Annotated in this window: 13 protein-coding genes and 1 pseudogene; 9 read left to right on the top strand and 5 right to left on the bottom strand. The window is 74.1% G+C overall.

Annotated features, from left to right (window positions below):
* The first annotated feature begins 1 nt into the window (after position 1).
* On the top strand, positions 2 to 886 hold the full coding sequence (gene sucD, locus FHS37_RS07355) for a succinate--CoA ligase subunit alpha (RefSeq protein WP_184818284.1): 885 nt from the start codon (positions 2 to 4) through the stop codon (positions 884 to 886).
* Between the two features lie 85 nt (positions 887 to 971).
* Here the strand turns inward: sucD and FHS37_RS07350 are convergent, their stop codons facing one another.
* Entirely contained in the window at positions 972 to 2,189 is a 1,218-nt protein-coding gene (locus FHS37_RS07350; RefSeq protein WP_184818282.1) for a helix-turn-helix domain-containing protein, read from the bottom strand.
* Between the two features lie 96 nt (positions 2,190 to 2,285).
* Between FHS37_RS07350 and FHS37_RS07345 the strand changes: the two genes are divergently transcribed.
* Positions 2,286 to 3,833, top strand: coding sequence for a cell division protein PerM (locus FHS37_RS07345; protein WP_221499413.1), 1,548 nt, complete (start codon positions 2,286 to 2,288; stop codon positions 3,831 to 3,833).
* Positions 3,834 to 4,088: 255 nt separating this feature from the next.
* Here the strand turns inward: FHS37_RS07345 and FHS37_RS07340 are convergent, their stop codons facing one another.
* Positions 4,089 to 4,895: a hypothetical protein gene (locus FHS37_RS07340; protein ID WP_184818280.1), complete on the bottom strand. Its 807-nt coding sequence runs from the start codon at positions 4,893 to 4,895 to the stop codon at positions 4,089 to 4,091.
* A gap of 372 nt (positions 4,896 to 5,267) precedes the next feature.
* On the opposite strand from FHS37_RS07340, the gene purN reads away from it, so the two are divergent.
* The gene (purN, locus tag FHS37_RS07335) at positions 5,268 to 5,906 is read left to right on the top strand and encodes a phosphoribosylglycinamide formyltransferase (protein WP_184818278.1); all 639 of its coding nucleotides are present in this window, start codon (positions 5,268 to 5,270) and stop codon (positions 5,904 to 5,906) included.
* Complete coding sequence (gene purH / locus FHS37_RS07330; protein WP_184818276.1) at positions 5,903 to 7,462, top strand: bifunctional phosphoribosylaminoimidazolecarboxamide formyltransferase/IMP cyclohydrolase; 1,560 nt, start codon at positions 5,903 to 5,905, stop codon at positions 7,460 to 7,462. Before purN ends, purH begins: the two co-directional genes overlap by 4 nt.
* A gap of 7 nt (positions 7,463 to 7,469) precedes the next feature.
* Here the strand turns inward: purH and FHS37_RS07325 are convergent, their stop codons facing one another.
* On the bottom strand, positions 7,470 to 7,622 hold the full coding sequence (locus FHS37_RS07325; RefSeq protein WP_184818274.1) for a hypothetical protein: 153 nt from the start codon (positions 7,620 to 7,622) through the stop codon (positions 7,470 to 7,472).
* A gap of 27 nt (positions 7,623 to 7,649) precedes the next feature.
* On the opposite strand from FHS37_RS07325, the gene FHS37_RS07320 reads away from it, so the two are divergent.
* A complete protein-coding gene (locus FHS37_RS07320) occupies positions 7,650 to 8,594 on the top strand; it encodes a phosphotransferase family protein (protein WP_184818272.1) in 945 nt (314 codons plus the stop codon).
* A gap of 94 nt (positions 8,595 to 8,688) precedes the next feature.
* Here the strand turns inward: FHS37_RS07320 and FHS37_RS39175 are convergent.
* Positions 8,689 to 9,423 (bottom strand): annotated as a pseudogene (locus FHS37_RS39175) (protein kinase family protein).
* A gap of 257 nt (positions 9,424 to 9,680) precedes the next feature.
* On the bottom strand, positions 9,681 to 10,277 hold the full coding sequence (locus tag FHS37_RS07310) for a hypothetical protein (protein ID WP_184818270.1): 597 nt from the start codon (positions 10,275 to 10,277) through the stop codon (positions 9,681 to 9,683).
* A gap of 297 nt (positions 10,278 to 10,574) precedes the next feature.
* Between FHS37_RS07310 and FHS37_RS07305 the strand changes: the two genes are divergently transcribed.
* The 4 genes from FHS37_RS07305 to FHS37_RS07290 all read left to right on the top strand — a co-directional run bounded on the left by FHS37_RS07305 (position 10,575) and on the right by FHS37_RS07290 (position 15,140).
* Positions 10,575 to 11,429 carry a bifunctional methylenetetrahydrofolate dehydrogenase/methenyltetrahydrofolate cyclohydrolase gene (locus tag FHS37_RS07305; RefSeq protein WP_184818268.1) on the top strand — a complete coding sequence of 285 codons (855 nt, stop codon included), beginning with the start codon at positions 10,575 to 10,577 and terminating at the stop codon, positions 11,427 to 11,429.
* Entirely contained in the window at positions 11,419 to 11,916 is a 498-nt protein-coding gene (locus FHS37_RS07300; RefSeq protein ID WP_184818266.1) for a DUF3017 domain-containing protein, read from the top strand. Before FHS37_RS07305 ends, FHS37_RS07300 begins: the two co-directional genes overlap by 11 nt.
* A 558-nt stretch (positions 11,917 to 12,474) precedes the next feature.
* Positions 12,475 to 13,638, top strand: coding sequence for a helix-turn-helix domain-containing protein (locus FHS37_RS07295; protein WP_184818264.1), 1,164 nt, complete (start codon positions 12,475 to 12,477; stop codon positions 13,636 to 13,638).
* A gap of 512 nt (positions 13,639 to 14,150) precedes the next feature.
* A complete protein-coding gene (locus tag FHS37_RS07290) occupies positions 14,151 to 15,140 on the top strand; it encodes a malate dehydrogenase (RefSeq protein ID WP_184818262.1) in 990 nt (329 codons plus the stop codon).
* Positions 15,141 to 15,209 lie beyond the last annotated feature (69 nt).

The following is a 15,209-nucleotide window of genomic DNA, read 5'->3' as shown; positions in this document are numbered from 1 at the left end:
CATGGCTATCTTCCTCACCAAGGAATCCAAGGTCATCGTCCAGGGCATGACCGGCTCCGAGGGCCAGAAGCACACCCGGCGCATGCTGGCCTCCGGCACCAACATCGTCGGCGGCGTGAACCCGCGCAAGGCGGGCACCAGCGTCGACTTCGACGGCACCGAGGTACCGGTCTTCGGCAGCGTCAAGGAGGCCATCGAGAAGACCGGCGCCGACGCCACGGTCATCTTCGTCCCGGAGAAGTTCACCAAGGACGCGGTCATCGAGGCCATCGACGCCGAGATCCCGCTCGCGGTCGTCATCACCGAGGGCATCGCGGTGCACGACACGGCCGCCTTCTGGGCGTACGCCGGCAAGAAGGGCAACAAGACCCGCATCATCGGCCCGAACTGCCCCGGCCTGATCACCCCCGGCCAGTCGAACGCCGGCATCATCCCGGCCGACATCACCAAGCCGGGCCGCATCGGCCTGGTCTCGAAGTCCGGCACGCTGACGTACCAGATGATGTACGAGCTGCGGGACATCGGCTTCTCGACCTGCGTCGGCATCGGCGGTGACCCGATCATCGGCACCACCCACATCGACGCCCTGAAGGCCTTCCAGGACGACCCCGACACCGACCTGATCGTCATGATCGGCGAGATCGGCGGCGACGCCGAGGAGCGGGCCGCGGCCTTCATCAAGGAGAACGTGACCAAGCCGGTCGTCGGCTACGTCGCCGGCTTCACCGCGCCCGAGGGCAAGACCATGGGCCACGCCGGCGCCATCGTCTCCGGCTCCTCCGGCACGGCCCAGGCCAAGAAGGAGGCCCTCGAGGCCGCCGGCGTCAAGGTCGGCAAGACGCCGACCGAGACGGCGAAGCTGGCGCGGGAGATCCTCGCGGGCTGAGCCCCGCACGGCTCCGCACGGCGCGGGCGGGCCCGTCCCCTGAAGGGGACGGGCCCGCCCGCGTTCCGCGCCCCGGCGCGGAGTCTCACCGCGGCTGCGGTGCCAGCCGTTCCGGCCCGTGCAGCAGCTCCTCCCGGAGCTTGGAGCGCAGTTCCCGCTGATCCTCCGACAGGGGACCGGGAGCCACCCGCGGCGGCACCCCCCGGACCGTCTCACCCGGTGGCACCGGCGGCTCGTAGCCGGCGGGGGCGGTGCTCAGGGCGAGTGCCGTGGCGCCGATCAGGGCGACCGTGAAGGCGATGGCGGACCGGGTCCAGAAGCGGGCCCGGCGCTCGCTGCCGTCGCGCACCGCCGGCGCTCTGGCCGCCCGCAGCCCTCCGACGGAGGCCAGTTCGGCCAGCCGCTGGTGCAACACCCGCGGATCCGACAGTTCCGGCAGCCGGCCGGCGACGGTCTCGCGCGCGTGCAGCAGCCGGCCGGCGGTCGCCGGGGTGCTGGCCTCCGTCTCCGCGGCCGTGTCGGGCAGGTCGAGGCCGATCCCGTCGTACAGCAGGAGCGTGCGGCGGTACGACGGCGGGAGCTGCAGCAGGACCTCCAGCAGGGCCCGGTCGGAGGCGTCGGAGAGCGGTGGTTCGGGATGCCGGTAGCGGGGGCGGAACCGGTGCCAGGGGGAGAGCGCCCACTCGTGCGCCGCCGCGCGTACCCAGCCGGCCGGGTACGGGTCGCGGGCCACCTCGGGCCAGCGCTCCCAGGCCCGTTGGAACGCCCGCTCCACGGACTCGCGCGCCAGGTCGCGACGGCCGGTCAGCAGGTACGTCTGCCGGACGAGGACGGGGGCGCAGAACGCGTACAGCGCGTCGAAGGCCTGAGCGGGCGTCAGGCGGGGTGCCGGGTCGGGGAGGTCCTGCTCCTCGAGCGGGACCGGTGTGGGGGCCCTCGGCGAGGACGGCGGGGGCGCCTGTGTGAACGCCGACGGTTCCGGCGCCACCGGACCGTGACGTCCGCCGGGTGCCGGCTCCTTCAGACGCACCGTCACCACGGCCGCGTCCGGTTCCCCCCGGCGCCCGGCCGGGGCGGACTCCTGCACCCCGGTGTGCGCCGCGGACTCCGCCAAGGTGGCCAACAGCTTCGCGTACGCCTCCCGCCTCCGGCCGCGCGGTACGGCCCGGCCGGACTCCCAGGACCGCACCGTCGTGGTGCTGACGCCCACGCGTGCGGCGAGCTGAGCGGGCGTCAGTGCGCCCGCCTCGCGCAGGCGTCGGCGTTCCTCGGGCGGGGGGAGGGGGGTGGGCCTCCGCGTCACTGGTCACCCCTCCGTACAGAAAAGAACATAAACGTATATTGGGCGACACAACGATGCTTCGCCTGTTACACCGGAGAAGCGCGTGTCGTTGGGAGCATGGCGGGCGTGATCCAGACGACCGCCCGCCGATCGACGCCGGCCCCCCTGCTCACCCGGGTGCGCGACCGCTCGCCCGGACTGGCCGCCGGTCTCCTCGGCGGTGCCCTCGCGGCCGGGCTGGGGCTCGCGGCGTTCGCCATGCTCGTGATCCTGCTGTGGATCAGTTCGCCCTACCCCGACAGCGGGGCGGGCGGCGCGCTGCACATCGCGGCGGCGCTGTGGCTGCTGGCGCACGGCGCCGAACTGGTCCGCACCGACACGCTCTCCGGCGTCCCCGCGCCCCTGGGCGTCCCGCCGCTGCTGCTCCTCGCGCTGCCGGTGTGGCTGCTGCACCGGGCGGCCCGCGACGCCGCGGACGCGGTCGGCGGCGCCCCGCTCGTCCCCGGCCGGACCGCGTGGGCGGGCGTCGTCCTCGGCTACCTCGCCGTCGGCGCGCCCGCCGCGCTCTACGCCGCGGGCGGTGTGCTGCGGCCGGCGTGGGCGTCGGCCGGGGTGTGCGTGCCGCTGGTCGCCGTGACGGCCGCCGGGGCGGGGGTGTGGACGGCGTACGGCCGCCCGAGCGGGCCGCTGGAGCGGGCGCTGGGCAGGGTGCTGCCGAGGGGGGTACGCCATCTGGTCCTCGGTCCGGACGGCCGCCCCGGGGTCGCGGCGCGGGCGGCGGGGGCCGGTGCGGCGGTCCTGGTCGGGGGCGGAGCCCTGCTGGTGGTGGCCTCGCTGGGCTGGCACGGCGGGGAGACCCAGCGGGCCTTCCTCCGGCTCACGGAGGGCTGGTCGGGGCGGCTGGCGGTGCTGCTGCTCGGCGTCACGCTGGTGCCGAACGCCGCGGTGTGGGCGGCGGCGTACGCCCTCGGCCCCGGTTTCCTCCTCGGCACCGGCACCCTCGTGACCCCGTTCTCCTCCGCGCCGGCCCCGCTGCTGCCGCCGTTCCCGCTGCTCGCGGCGGTACCGGACGCGGGGGCGGGGACACCGGTGAACTGGGCGGCCGGGGCGGTGCCGGTGCTGGCCGGAGCGGTGACGGGGTGGTGCGTGGGGCGGGGCGCCACGGTGGGCGGAGGGAGCGGGAGACCGGGGGGCGCACGACCCGGGCGGGCGTCAGCCGGGCCCTGGGCACGCGGCCGGACCGCCGGCGCGGCGGCACTGGCGGCCGTGCTGTGCGCGGCCCTGCTGACGGTGCTCGCGGCGCTCGCGGGCGGACCGCTGGGGGTGGCCGTGCTCTCCCGGTTCGGGCCGGTGTGGTGGCAGGTGGGGGGCGCGACGCTGGTCTGGATCGGCCTGGTGGCGGTCGTGACGGCCCTGGCGGTACGGGACTGGCGGTGCCGCACGCCGCGCGGCGAGCGGTCGGGACGGGAAGGACGGGCGGGGCGGGTCGGCAGGCCGCGGGGGGAGCAACCGCACAGGGGCGGGCCGAAGGACGGCGGCCCCCCGGGCGCCACGGACGGCCGACGGCTCCGGGTGTTCCGGCACCCGGCTCGGGCCGTGGGCGCCCGTCCGGCACGAGCCGCGAAGGAGCGGTCGGCCACGACCGGGGACCGCTACCGTCCGTGACCGGGACCGACTACGACGCGGCGCCCCGCTGCCGCGCCCGCACCCGACCGCGCCCGGTCGCCGACGCCGTGCCCGGGCGCGCCCGGAGGCCCGCGGCGTTGCTGTGCCCGCCCGGGCCCGGCCGCCGCCGCCGTGCCCGGCCGCGTCCGGATGCCGGTGCCACGACCGCGGACGATCGCGTTCCATGCCGCCGCCGTGCCCGGCCGCGTCCGGCCGCCTGTGCCGTGGCCGGGCGCCGCGGTGTGACCGCGGGCGTCAGTCGGTCGTGCCCAGGAGGTCGCGCAGTTGCTCCGGCAGGAGGTCGCTGCAGGACTGTCTGGCCTCCTTGGTGAGCGCGTCGCTGGTGCACGTGTAGTAGTCGCGGTAGACCAGCTGGGCCGTGAAGGACGCGGCGACCAGGGCGAGGGCCAGGGAGGCCGTCACCAGGCCGCTCACCGCGGCCGTGGTCTGCGGGCGGCCCGTCGGCCGGGGCGCCGCGGAGTCCGGGTCGGGCGTGCGCGGCTTGGCGCGCAGGGCGTTGATGCTCCAGTACAGGGCGAACGCGCCCAGCAGCAGCGCGACGTAGGGCCAGCTGAAGAGGGCGAAGAAGAAGGCCCACATGCCGGCCAGCAGGGCGTAGCGCGCCCGGCGCTGGGCCGGGTCCGTGGGGTCCCAGCGCGGGCCGCCGAGGCCCTGGGAGCCGCCGGGGCCCTCGGAACCGCGCGGGCGCTCGCCGAAACCGCCGGGGGAGCGGCCGGGCTGCCGGTCGCTCCAGTTGCGGCCCCAGGGGGAGCGGCCGCCGTCTCCCCGGGAACCGTCACCGCCCTCGCCGCCGGACGGGTGCCGCGGCTGCCAGGGCCGGTCGGGAGTGCCCTCCGGCGGCGGTGCGAACGGATTGTCGTCCTGGGAGGACCGGGGGTCCTGCGGAGCCTGGGAGTCACGGCGCCGGTCGTCGCCACCGCCCTCGCCCTGGGGCGCGTCGGGCCGCGAGGAGGGGCGCTCCCGCAGCAGCACGGCACCCCGCTCCCCTCCCCGGGCCGACTGCTGGGGGAACGTGAGGAATCGCAGGCTGCGGTCCGACATCAAGTGAGCGTCTTCCCCTTAATGAAGCACGGCGTGGTCCGGCGCTACCGCCTCGCACGACGTATCGACTACGACTGAGCTGGTTGAGCCGACGCGTTCCCGTCAGCTCTGGAGCCCGGGTCCGTCATCGTGGGAACGCCCGGCGCACAGGTGGCGTTCCCGGCACCCCGGACGTTCCCGAACCGGCTCCTCCCAGACGCTACCTCCCGGCCGTGCCCCCGTCCCGCGGGGGCCGCCCGGTGTGCCGGTATCGTTGCTGACGGTCGGCCGCTTCGTAGGCTTCCCCGTATCAGGGGGCGCGAAGCATTCGTATGAATGTACAAAGCGCTGTGCCGCCGACCGTACAGACGCTCCCCGAGAAAGGGCCCCACCGTGGCCGCCAAGCCCGTGGCCGAGCGCGCCAGGCGTCTCGTCGTGCTGGTCTCCGGATCCGGCACCAATCTGCAGGCGCTCCTCGACGAGATCGCCGCCACCGGCGCCGAGGCGTACGGAGCCGAGGTCGTGGCCGTCGGCGCCGACCGCGAGGGCATCGAGGGGCTGGCCCGCGCCGAGCGCGCCGGACTGCCGACCTTCGTCCGCAGGGTCAAGGACTACGCGACCCGTGAGGAGTGGGACGCCGCGCTCGCCGAGGCCGTGGCCGCCCACGAGCCGGACCTCGTGGTGTCCGCCGGGTTCATGAAGATCGTGGGGAAGGAGTTCCTCGCGCGCTTCGGCGGGCGGTTCGTCAACACCCACCCCGCCCTGCTGCCCAGTTTCCCCGGGGCCCACGGCGTGCGGGACGCGCTCGCGTACGGCGCCAAGGTCACCGGTTGCACCGTCCACTTCGTCGACGACGGCGTCGACACCGGGCCGATCATCGCGCAGGGCGTGGTGGAGGTCCGGGACGAGGACGACGAGAGCGCTCTGCACGAGCGCATCAAGGAAGTCGAGCGAAGGCTGCTCGTCGAGGTCGTGGGGCTCCTCGCCCGCAACGGCTATCGCATTGAGGGACGAAAGGTAGTTATCCAGTGACCGCCGAGAGCAACAAGCGGGCCGTCCGACGGGCGCTCGTCAGCGTCTACGACAAGACCGGCCTCGAGGACCTCGCGCGCGGCCTGCACGAGGCCGGCGTGGAGCTCGTCTCCACCGGGTCCACCGCCGCGAAGATCGCCGCCGCCGGCGTCCCGGTCACCAAGGTCGAGGAGCTCACCGGCTTCCCCGAGTGCCTGGACGGCCGGGTCAAGACCCTGCACCCGAAGGTCCACGCCGGCATCCTCGCCGACCTGCGCCTGGAGGACCACCGGCGGCAGCTGGCCGAGCTGGGCGTGGAGCCCTTCGACCTGGTCGTGGTCAACCTCTACCCGTTCGAGCAGACCGTCGCCTCCGGCGCCTCGCCCGACGAGTGCGTCGAGCAGATCGACATCGGCGGCCCCTCCATGGTCCGCGCCGCCGCCAAGAACCACCCGTCCGTCGCCGTGGTCACCAGCCCGGCCCGGTACGCGGACGTGCTGGCCGCCGTCCGCGACGGCGGCTTCGACCTCGCCGCCCGCAAGCGGCTCGCCGCCGAGGCGTTCCGCCACACCGCCGAGTACGACGTGGCGGTCGCCGGCTGGTTCGCCGGGGACTACGCCGGTGACGGCGAGGAGTTCCCGGAGTTCATCGGGGTGACGTACCGGCGCGAGAACGTCCTGCGCTACGGCGAGAACCCGCACCAGCCCGCCGCGCTGTACACGGGCGGCTGCGGCGGCCTGGCCGAGGCGGAGCAGCTGCACGGCAAGGAGATGTCGTACAACAACTACGTCGACACGGACGCCGCCCGCCGTGCCGCGTACGACCACGACGAGCCGTGCGTCGCGATCATCAAGCACGCCAACCCGTGCGGCATCGCGGTCGGCGCGGACGTCGCCGAGGCGCACCGCAAGGCGCACGCCTGCGACCCGGTCTCCGCGTACGGCGGCGTGATCGCGGTCAACCGCCCGGTCTCCAGGGAGATGGCCGAGCAGGTCGCGGAGATCTTCACCGAGGTCATCGTGGCGCCGGACTACGAGGAGGGCGCCGTCGAAGCCCTCACCAAGAAGAAGAACATCCGCGTGCTGCGCTGCCCCGAGGCCCCGCAGGCGCCCGCCGAGTTCCGCCCGATCGACGGCGGCGGCCTGGCCCAGGTCAAGGACGTCTTCCAGGCCGAGGGCGACGACCCGGCGAACTGGACGCTGGCGACCGGCGAGGCGCTGGGCGAGGCGGAGCTGGCCGAGCTGGCGTTCGCCTGGAAGGCCTGCCGCGCGGTGAAGTCCAACGCCATCCTGCTCGCCAAGGACGGTGCCTCGGTCGGCGTCGGCATGGGCCAGGTCAACCGCGTCGACTCCGCGAAGCTCGCGGTGGAGCGCGCGGGCGCCGAGCGCGCGCAGGGGGCGTACGCCGCATCCGACGCGTTCTTCCCCTTCCCCGACGGCCTGGAGATCCTCACCGGGGCCGGCGTGAAGGCCGTGGTCCAGCCCGGCGGTTCGGTCCGCGACGAGCTGGTCGTCGAGGCCGCGAAGAAGGCCGGCGTCACGATGTACTTCACCGGGACGCGCCACTTCTTCCACTGACGGTTCGTCAGGACGCCCGTTCGTCCGCCCGGGCGGACGGGCGGAACCCCTGGCCGTCCACCTCGTACCGGACGCCCTCCGGGAAGCACCGCCGCTCCTCGGACGTACCGTCGACGCCCCCCTCGGCCGCCGCGCCCCGGCGATTAGGCTGCTCCGGCACCCCGCCGAGCGGAGGGAGATCTCCCCGATGGCCGAAACGGCCCCCGCAGCCGACCCGTGGCCCGGATACTTCGCCGACCGGGGCCACCCGGGAGCCCGCCGCATCGGCGCCGGCGCCGAGGGCGTCGTCTACGGACTGGGCGGCGGCCGTGTCGCCAAGGTGTGGACCGGCCGGCCGCCGACCGAGCTCACCCGCCGGGTGTACGCGGACATCGCACGCCACCGACCGCCCTTCGCCACCCCGGAGGTCTTCGAGGTCCAGGAGCACGAGGGCGTGGTGGTGACGTACGAGCGCGAGTTGCCCGGCGTCCCGCTGCGGGGTGACTCCGCGCACGAGGACTACGAGCGCGAGCTGCCCGTCCGGCACAGGAACGCGCTGCTCGTCGTCCTGCGGGGCCTCGCCTCGGTGCCGGGCACGGACGCGATGCGCCGGCTGACCGTCCAGGGCGACGACCGCCCGCTGTGGCAGGGCCACGACCGCTTCCAGGACGCGCTCGCGGCCCTGGTCGCCCGGGCCGCGGCCCGGCACGGCGCCGCCCTCGCCGCGCACGTGCCGGACTTCGGCGCGGGGGTCGAACGCACCCTGAACGCGCTGCGGTCGCTTCCCGACGCCCCGGTCACGGTGATCCACGGCGACCTCGTCCCGCCCAACATCCACACCGACGCCGCCGGCCGCCCCGTCGCCGTGCTCGACTTCGGCTTCTGCACGACCGCGGGCGACCCGGCCTTCGAGGCGGCCGTCACCGCGGCCGTCTGGGACATGTACGGTCCGCACGCCGAGGAGCACGCCGCGGAACTCACCCGGTTCTTCGCGCGGGAACTCGGCTACGCGCCCGCCGCCCTCACCGCCTACCAGGCCGCGTACGCCCTCGTCACCTACGACCTCTTCGGCATGGCCGACGACGACGGGCACTTTCGGTGGTGCGCCCGGCACCTGCGCCGCAACACCGTGTTCAGCGCCCGGGTGCCGTGAGGGGGAGTCCGCGCCGCGCCACGGGCGGGTCGCCCGGACGACGTCCGGGCTCTCCGCGCGGACGGGGTCCTGCGGGGCCTGACGGCCGGCGGGGTCACTCCTCGCCGGGAGGCGCGTACTCCTCGAGGTGGTGCGCGGCGCGGGCGGCGTGATCGCGGTACTCCGGGGAACACCGCCCGCGTCGTCCACCTCGCGGTACGACGTCCGGTGGGCGGCGGCGAGCAGGACCCGGTGGTCGCCCGGGAGGCCGGAGTCCAGGCGCGGTGCGATCCAGCACAGGCAGCGGCCCACCGCGGGAACGGACCCGGCGGGCGGGAACGGCGGTCCGGGGACGGTCTCCCCGGGGGCGCCGTCCTCGTTCATCCACCAGCGCGGCACCCTCGGGGTCCAGCGGGCGATGCCGCACTCGTCCTTCACCGGGCCGGCGAGGTCCGGGGCGAAGTCGGCGAGGCGGGCTTAGCCGTCCGCCGTCAGCAGTACGTTGGCCGGTTTCAGGTCGCCGTGCACCCAGCCCGCGCGGTGCGGCTGGGCCGGCCTCTCGCAGGTCCGCGCGAGCAGCACCGGGCCCGCGTCGGGCCGGGGAGGCGGTGAGCGGGGCGGACAGGGAGCCCTCCGCCTTCTCCAGGACGAGCACGGTGGCGCCGTCCGGCGCGGGGTGCCCGTGCCGGTGGGCGGGAACTTCGGGGCGCCCCCCGGGCGGGTCCGCCGGGTCCCCGGTGCGCCGGGCGGCGTGGACGCTGCCGAAGGCGCCGGTGGCGATCGGCTCGCGCACCTCCCACACGCCCACCCGGTACCCCTCGGGCACCGGCACGGCGTACGCCCCGGTCACCGGGCCGCCCACCGGACGCAGGTGCGGCGTCCACCGGAGGCGGCCCGGAGCAGGGCACGGCGTTCCGCGTCCTCCGTGGCCGGCGGAGGCACGGCGATGGTGCTGGACAAGGCGCGTCTCCCCCCTGCTCCGACGGCTGCCCGTCCGCCGGACCAGGGCGACGCACCAGGGCCGTGTCTCCCTCGTCCGGGTGAGACACGGCCCTGCGGGGTGAGGGGCGGGAGCGGGGCCCGCGGCCGGAACCGGCCCGGTCCGGCTCAGTACCGCGGGCGGTTGAACCAGTACCCGCCGTTCTTGTTGGCGCAGAACACGATGATCAGGATGCCGAGCACCAGGCTGACCAACGCGAATATGTTGGCGCCGAGCAGGCTGAGCACGCTGAACAGCGTGACCAGCGAGGCGTAGACGATCGCGGAGACGCGCACGCCGCCGCGGCCCGTGGCGAACTTGGCGGCTGTGAAGATCGCCCAGAACGCGAACGCCAGCACGATCACACCGAACACGATCATGACGCCCGCGCCGATGCTGGCGACGGTGTCCGCGTCCTCCGAGGAGATGCTCGGGTCGGAGGAGACCATGTCCTCGAAGTAGTCCGCGAACCAGGCGCTGGCGATCACCATCAGCACGCCGCCGAGCGCCTGGAAGCCGCCGAGCACGAACAGCATCACGCGCGCGGCCTTGACGCTGCCGGGCATGACCGCCGGGGCGGCGGGGTGGCCGTAGGACTGGAGCGGCGGGGCGGAGGGGTAGCCGTAACCGGGCTGACCGGGCTGACCGGGCTGCTGCGGATAGCCGTAACCGGGCGGCTGACCCTGAGGGGCGCCGTAGGGGTTGTTCGGGTCGCCGAAACTCATGGCGGTTCTTCCTCCGTGTGTCATTCACGTGCGGGGACGGCGCGAGGCGCGGCGCGGAGGAAGTTCTACAGATGCGGTCCGTCCCCCCGGTTCTGCCCGCGGCACTGTGCGACTCAATCGTTCTTGACCGGTCTCTTCCTTGTCCAGCCGCATTCCATATGTGTTGTGCAAGTGCAACATCACTGATCTTGGTCGGAAACGAGCGATACGTGACCGGGACGAGGTCGGGGACGCCGCGGCCGCCCGTCATGCGGGCGGATTGGAACCAGGGGCCGGTCATCCGCGAGGATGGGGACCATGACCGCCCAGATTCTCGATGGCAAGGCCACCGCAGCCGAGATCAAGTCCGATCTGACCGCCCGCGTGGCGGCGCTGAAGGAGAAGGGCGTCACGCCCGGCCTCGGCACGATCCTCGTCGGGGACGACCCCGGCAGCCAGAAGTACGTCGCCGGGAAGCACCGGGACTGCGCCCAGGTCGGCATCGCCTCCATCCAGCGCGAGCTGCCGGCCACGGCCACGCAGGAGGAGATCGAGGCGGTCGTCCGCGAGCTGAACGAGGACCCGGCGTGCACCGGTTACATCGTCCAGCTGCCGCTTCCCAGGGGCATCGACGAGAACCGCGTCCTCGAGCTGATGGACCCGGCCAAGGACGCCGACGGCCTCCACCCGATGAACCTCGGCCGCCTCGTCCTGAACGAGCCGGCACCGCTGCCCTGCACCCCCAACGGCGTCCTCACCCTGCTGCGCCGCCACGGCGTCGAGATCAAGGGCGCCGAGGTCGTGGTCGTCGGCCGCGGCGTGACCATCGGCCGGCCGATGCCGCTGCTGCTGACCCGCCGCAGCGAGAACGCCACCGTGACCCAGTGCCACACCGGCACCCGCGACCTGTCGGCCCACCTCAAGCGCGCGGACATCATCGTGGCCGCCGCCGGTTCCGCCCACCTCATCCGCGCCGAGGACGTCAAGCCCGGCGCGGCCGTCCTCGACGTCGGCGTCTCCCGCAGCGCCGAGGGCAAGATCGTGGGCGACGTGCACCCGGACGTGGCCGAGGTGGCCGGCTGGATCTCCCCGAACCCCGGCGGCGTCGGCCCGATGACCCGGGCCCAGTTGCTGGTCAACGTGGTCGAGGCGGCGGAGCGCAGTGTCGGCTGAGCAGCACGGACGGGGCGCCCCGGACACGGCCGAGCGGGACGAGGAGATCACCGTCCGCGACCCGGTCAGCGCGCCGGACGCCGAGGGCCGGCCGCGCCGCACCACCCGCCGGTTCCCGCTGTTCACGCGGGACACCGCGCGCCCCGAGGGCGGTGGCCGGGCCGCTCCCGGTGACGCCCCCGCGCCCGCCCGCCAGTGGCCGATCCTCGCCGTGCTGCTCACGGTCGGGCTGGGACTGCTGCTGACCGCGCTCGACCTGTTCCGGCTCGGCACGCTGCTGATCGGCGTGGCGCTGCTGGCCGGGGCCGTGCTGCGGTGGCTGGTGCCGGACGTCGGCATGCTCGCGGTGCGCTCCCGCTTCACGGACATCGTCACGTACGGCGTGCTGGGCCTGGTGATCGTGCTGCTGGCGCTGATGGTGCAGCCGAATCCGGTGCTGGAGATCCCGTTCCTGCAGGACATGCTGCACTTCACGGTCGACGGTTAGCCGGAGGGCGGATCACCGCGTACGGCGGCCCGTCCTCACCCCCGTGAGAGGACGGGCCGCCGCCGGGAACAACCTTCCTGCACGGCGAAGCGCCTGTTCAACGGCTGTCCGGCCGCTGTGGCACGGAAGTGACCGTTCCGCTACGCGCCCCGGAATCCCCTGACCGCTCCGGGAACTTCTCCTCCGTGGGCATCGTGTGTCGGTGTCTTGACAAGTTCGCGCAACTGCGTACAAGTGGTGGGACGGTGGGGCTAGCGTGGGCGATCGGGACGGTCCGGGACGTCCCGAGCGCCGGGGAGGGCTCGCACCGTCCGTGCGACGGGCTTGTGCCGGGTTCCGTTCGGTCGAGGGGGTGACCGGTGGGACACTGGACCGCAAGCGAGTGCGAGCGGGCGTGCGACGGCGCACGCCCGCGGCCTGATGCTCCCGTGCGCCCCCACCCCGGGAACTGAGATCCTGGCTGGCGGCATCCCTGTGGGTAGCCAGAACGGGACTCGGCAGAGGGCACCATGCGCGAGGGAAACACCAGCACGAACCGGGGGGAAGAGGGGGGAAGCAATGCCTCGTTGGAAGGCCTTGCCGGATGAACTCGATCCGCAGATCAGGGAGTTCACGAGCCAGCTCAGGCGGGTGGTGGACCGCAGCGGCCTGAGCGTCGCGTCGGTCGCCGACCGCACGGGCTACAGCAAGACGTCCTGGGAGCGTTACCTGAACGGCCGGCTGCTCGCGCCCAAGCGCGCGATCGTGGCCCTGGCCGAGGTCACCGGGACCAACCCGATGCACCTCACCACCATGTGGGAGCTCGCCGAGCGCGCCTGGAGCCGCTCGGAGATGCGTCACGACATGACGATGGAGGCGATCCGGATCTCGCAGGCGCGCGCCGCGCTCAGCGAGCTCGCCGGTCCCTCGACGGGCGCGGGCGGCAAGACGCGCAAGGGCGGCGCAGCGGTCCGGCCGGGGGTCGCGGGACCGGCCGGGGTCTCCCCGACCGTGCCGCCGCAGCCGACCGCCGCCGACGTCCGCGACGCCTCCGGCGGTGTCCGGGAGGGCGCCGGGCGGGACGGCTCGTCCGGAGCGGGCTCGTGGGGCGTCGACGGACGCGCCGGGTCGCCGCAGCCGGGCCGCCGCGGCCCCGGCGCCGCGACGGCGCCCGCCGGGCACGGGCGGACGGCGGGAGCGCAGGGCGCACCGCCCCGGGGCACGGGCGGCCGCGGCCGCTCCGGCGCCTCCGGCGGCAGGCGCCGCATGTCGACGTTCATCGCCGGCGCCGTGGGAGCGCTGGTGGTGGTCGCCGCCGCGCTCTACGTCACCGGGACCGAGGGCGACAAGAAGGGGGACGCCGCCACGTCCCCGTCGCCCACCGCCACCACCGACGCGAACCTGCCCCCCGGCGTGAAGTGCAGCGGCGACAGCTGCGCGGGCAAGGACGCCGAGGCCATGGGGTGCAGCGGTGACCTCGTGACCACCGCCGGGACCGCGACCGTCGGCGCCACCACCGTGGAGGTCCGCTACAGCGAGACCTGCGGCGCGGCGTGGGGGCGCATCACCCAGGCCGCGCAGGGCGACAAGGTCGAGATCACCGCGGGCAAGGCGAAGCAGTCCGACACCATCGCCGCGGCCGGTGACACGGTCACGTACACCATGATGGTGGCGGTCGAGAACGCGACCCAGGCGAAGGCCTGCGCGGTGCTCGCCTCCGGCGAGGAGGGCTGCACGGAGTGATCCGCACGAAGTGACGCGGACCGGACGGACGAACGGAACGCTCACCCGGTCGGGGGAGCGTGTTCCGTCATCTCGCGGGGTTCTCCGGCGGAATGTGTGGGGAATTCGTGACGAGTAGGTATGACCCGATGAAAGTCGGGCACGCGGAACGTACCCCCACGGGAGTCCGGCGCGATCGGTCCCCGACGGCGGCCGCCTCAGTCCCCTGCCTCTCCCGGACGGGCGGCCGCCTTTCCGCGTCCGGAGCGCGTCCGTCCGCGTCGCGTGCCGGGAGGGCGCTCTGTGGGGCGGGCCACAGGGAGCCCTGCCGTCCACGATCGGGGATGCCGCGATAGCCTGGCCGGTGGATCTCTCTTGACGCCAAGAGATCGATCATTCGTACCCGTGATCGATCATCGCGGCGGACGGCGCCGGACCACCGTTCCGGCGACCGGTCACCGCGAACCGGTCTCGGGGGTCCCACACCCCGGGGCAGGGACCGCCCCACCGCCAGCTGTCATACGGAGAACGCCATGACCCGCACTCCCGTGAACGTCACCGTCACCGGCGCGGCCGGCCAGATCGGTTACGCCCTGCTCTTCCGCATCGCCTCCGGCCAGCTGCTCGGCGCGGACGTGCCGGTCAAGCTGCGCCTGCTGGAGATCACCCCGGCGCTGAAGGCCGCCGAGGGCACGGCCATGGAGCTGGACGACTGCGCGTTCCCGCTCCTGCAGGGCATCGACATCACGGACGACCCGAACGTGGCCTTCGACGGCGCCAACGTCGCCCTCCTCGTCGGCGCCCGCCCGCGGACCAAGGGCATGGAGCGCGGTGACCTCCTCGAGGCCAACGGCGGCATCTTCAAGCCGCAGGGCCAGGCCATCAACGCCCACGCCGCGGACGACATCCGCGTCCTGGTCGTCGGCAACCCGGCCAACACCAACGCGCTGATCGCCCAGGCCGCAGCACCGGACGTCCCGGCCGAGCGGTTCACCGCCATGACCCGCCTGGACCACAACCGCGCGCTGACCCAGCTGGCGAAGAAGACCGGCGTCCCGGTCTCCGAGATCAAGAAGCTGACGATCTGGGGCAACCACTCCGCCACCCAGTACCCGGACATCTTCCACGCCACCGTCGCCGGCAAGAACGCCGCCGAGGTCGTCAACGACGAGAAGTGGCTGGCCGAGGACTTCATCCCGACCGTCGCCAAGCGCGGTGCCGCCATCATCGAGGCCCGCGGCGCCTCGTCGGCCGCATCCGCCGCCAACGCCGCCATCGACCACATCTACTCCTGGGTCAACGGCACCCCGGAGGGCGACTGGGTCTCCATGGGCATCCCGTCCGACGGTTCCTACGGCGTCCCCGAGGGCCTCATCTCCTCCTTCCCGGTCACCGTGAAGGACGGCAAGTACGAGATCGTCCAGGGCCTGGAGATCAACGAGTTCTCCCGCGCCCGCATCGACGCCTCCGTCAAGGAGCTCGAGGAGGAGCGCGAGGCGGTCCGCGGCCTCGGCCTCATCTGATCCGACCCGCTCAGGGCCTCGGGCCCCGCACCGGTTCCGACCGGTGCGGGGCCCGAGGCTTTCGGCCCG

Origin of the sequence: Streptomyces griseomycini, from assembly GCF_014203535.1 — a bacterium.
Lineage (GTDB): Bacteria > Actinomycetota > Actinomycetes > Streptomycetales > Streptomycetaceae > Streptomyces > Streptomyces griseomycini.
This window is presented reverse-complemented; position numbering and strand designations above follow the sequence as displayed.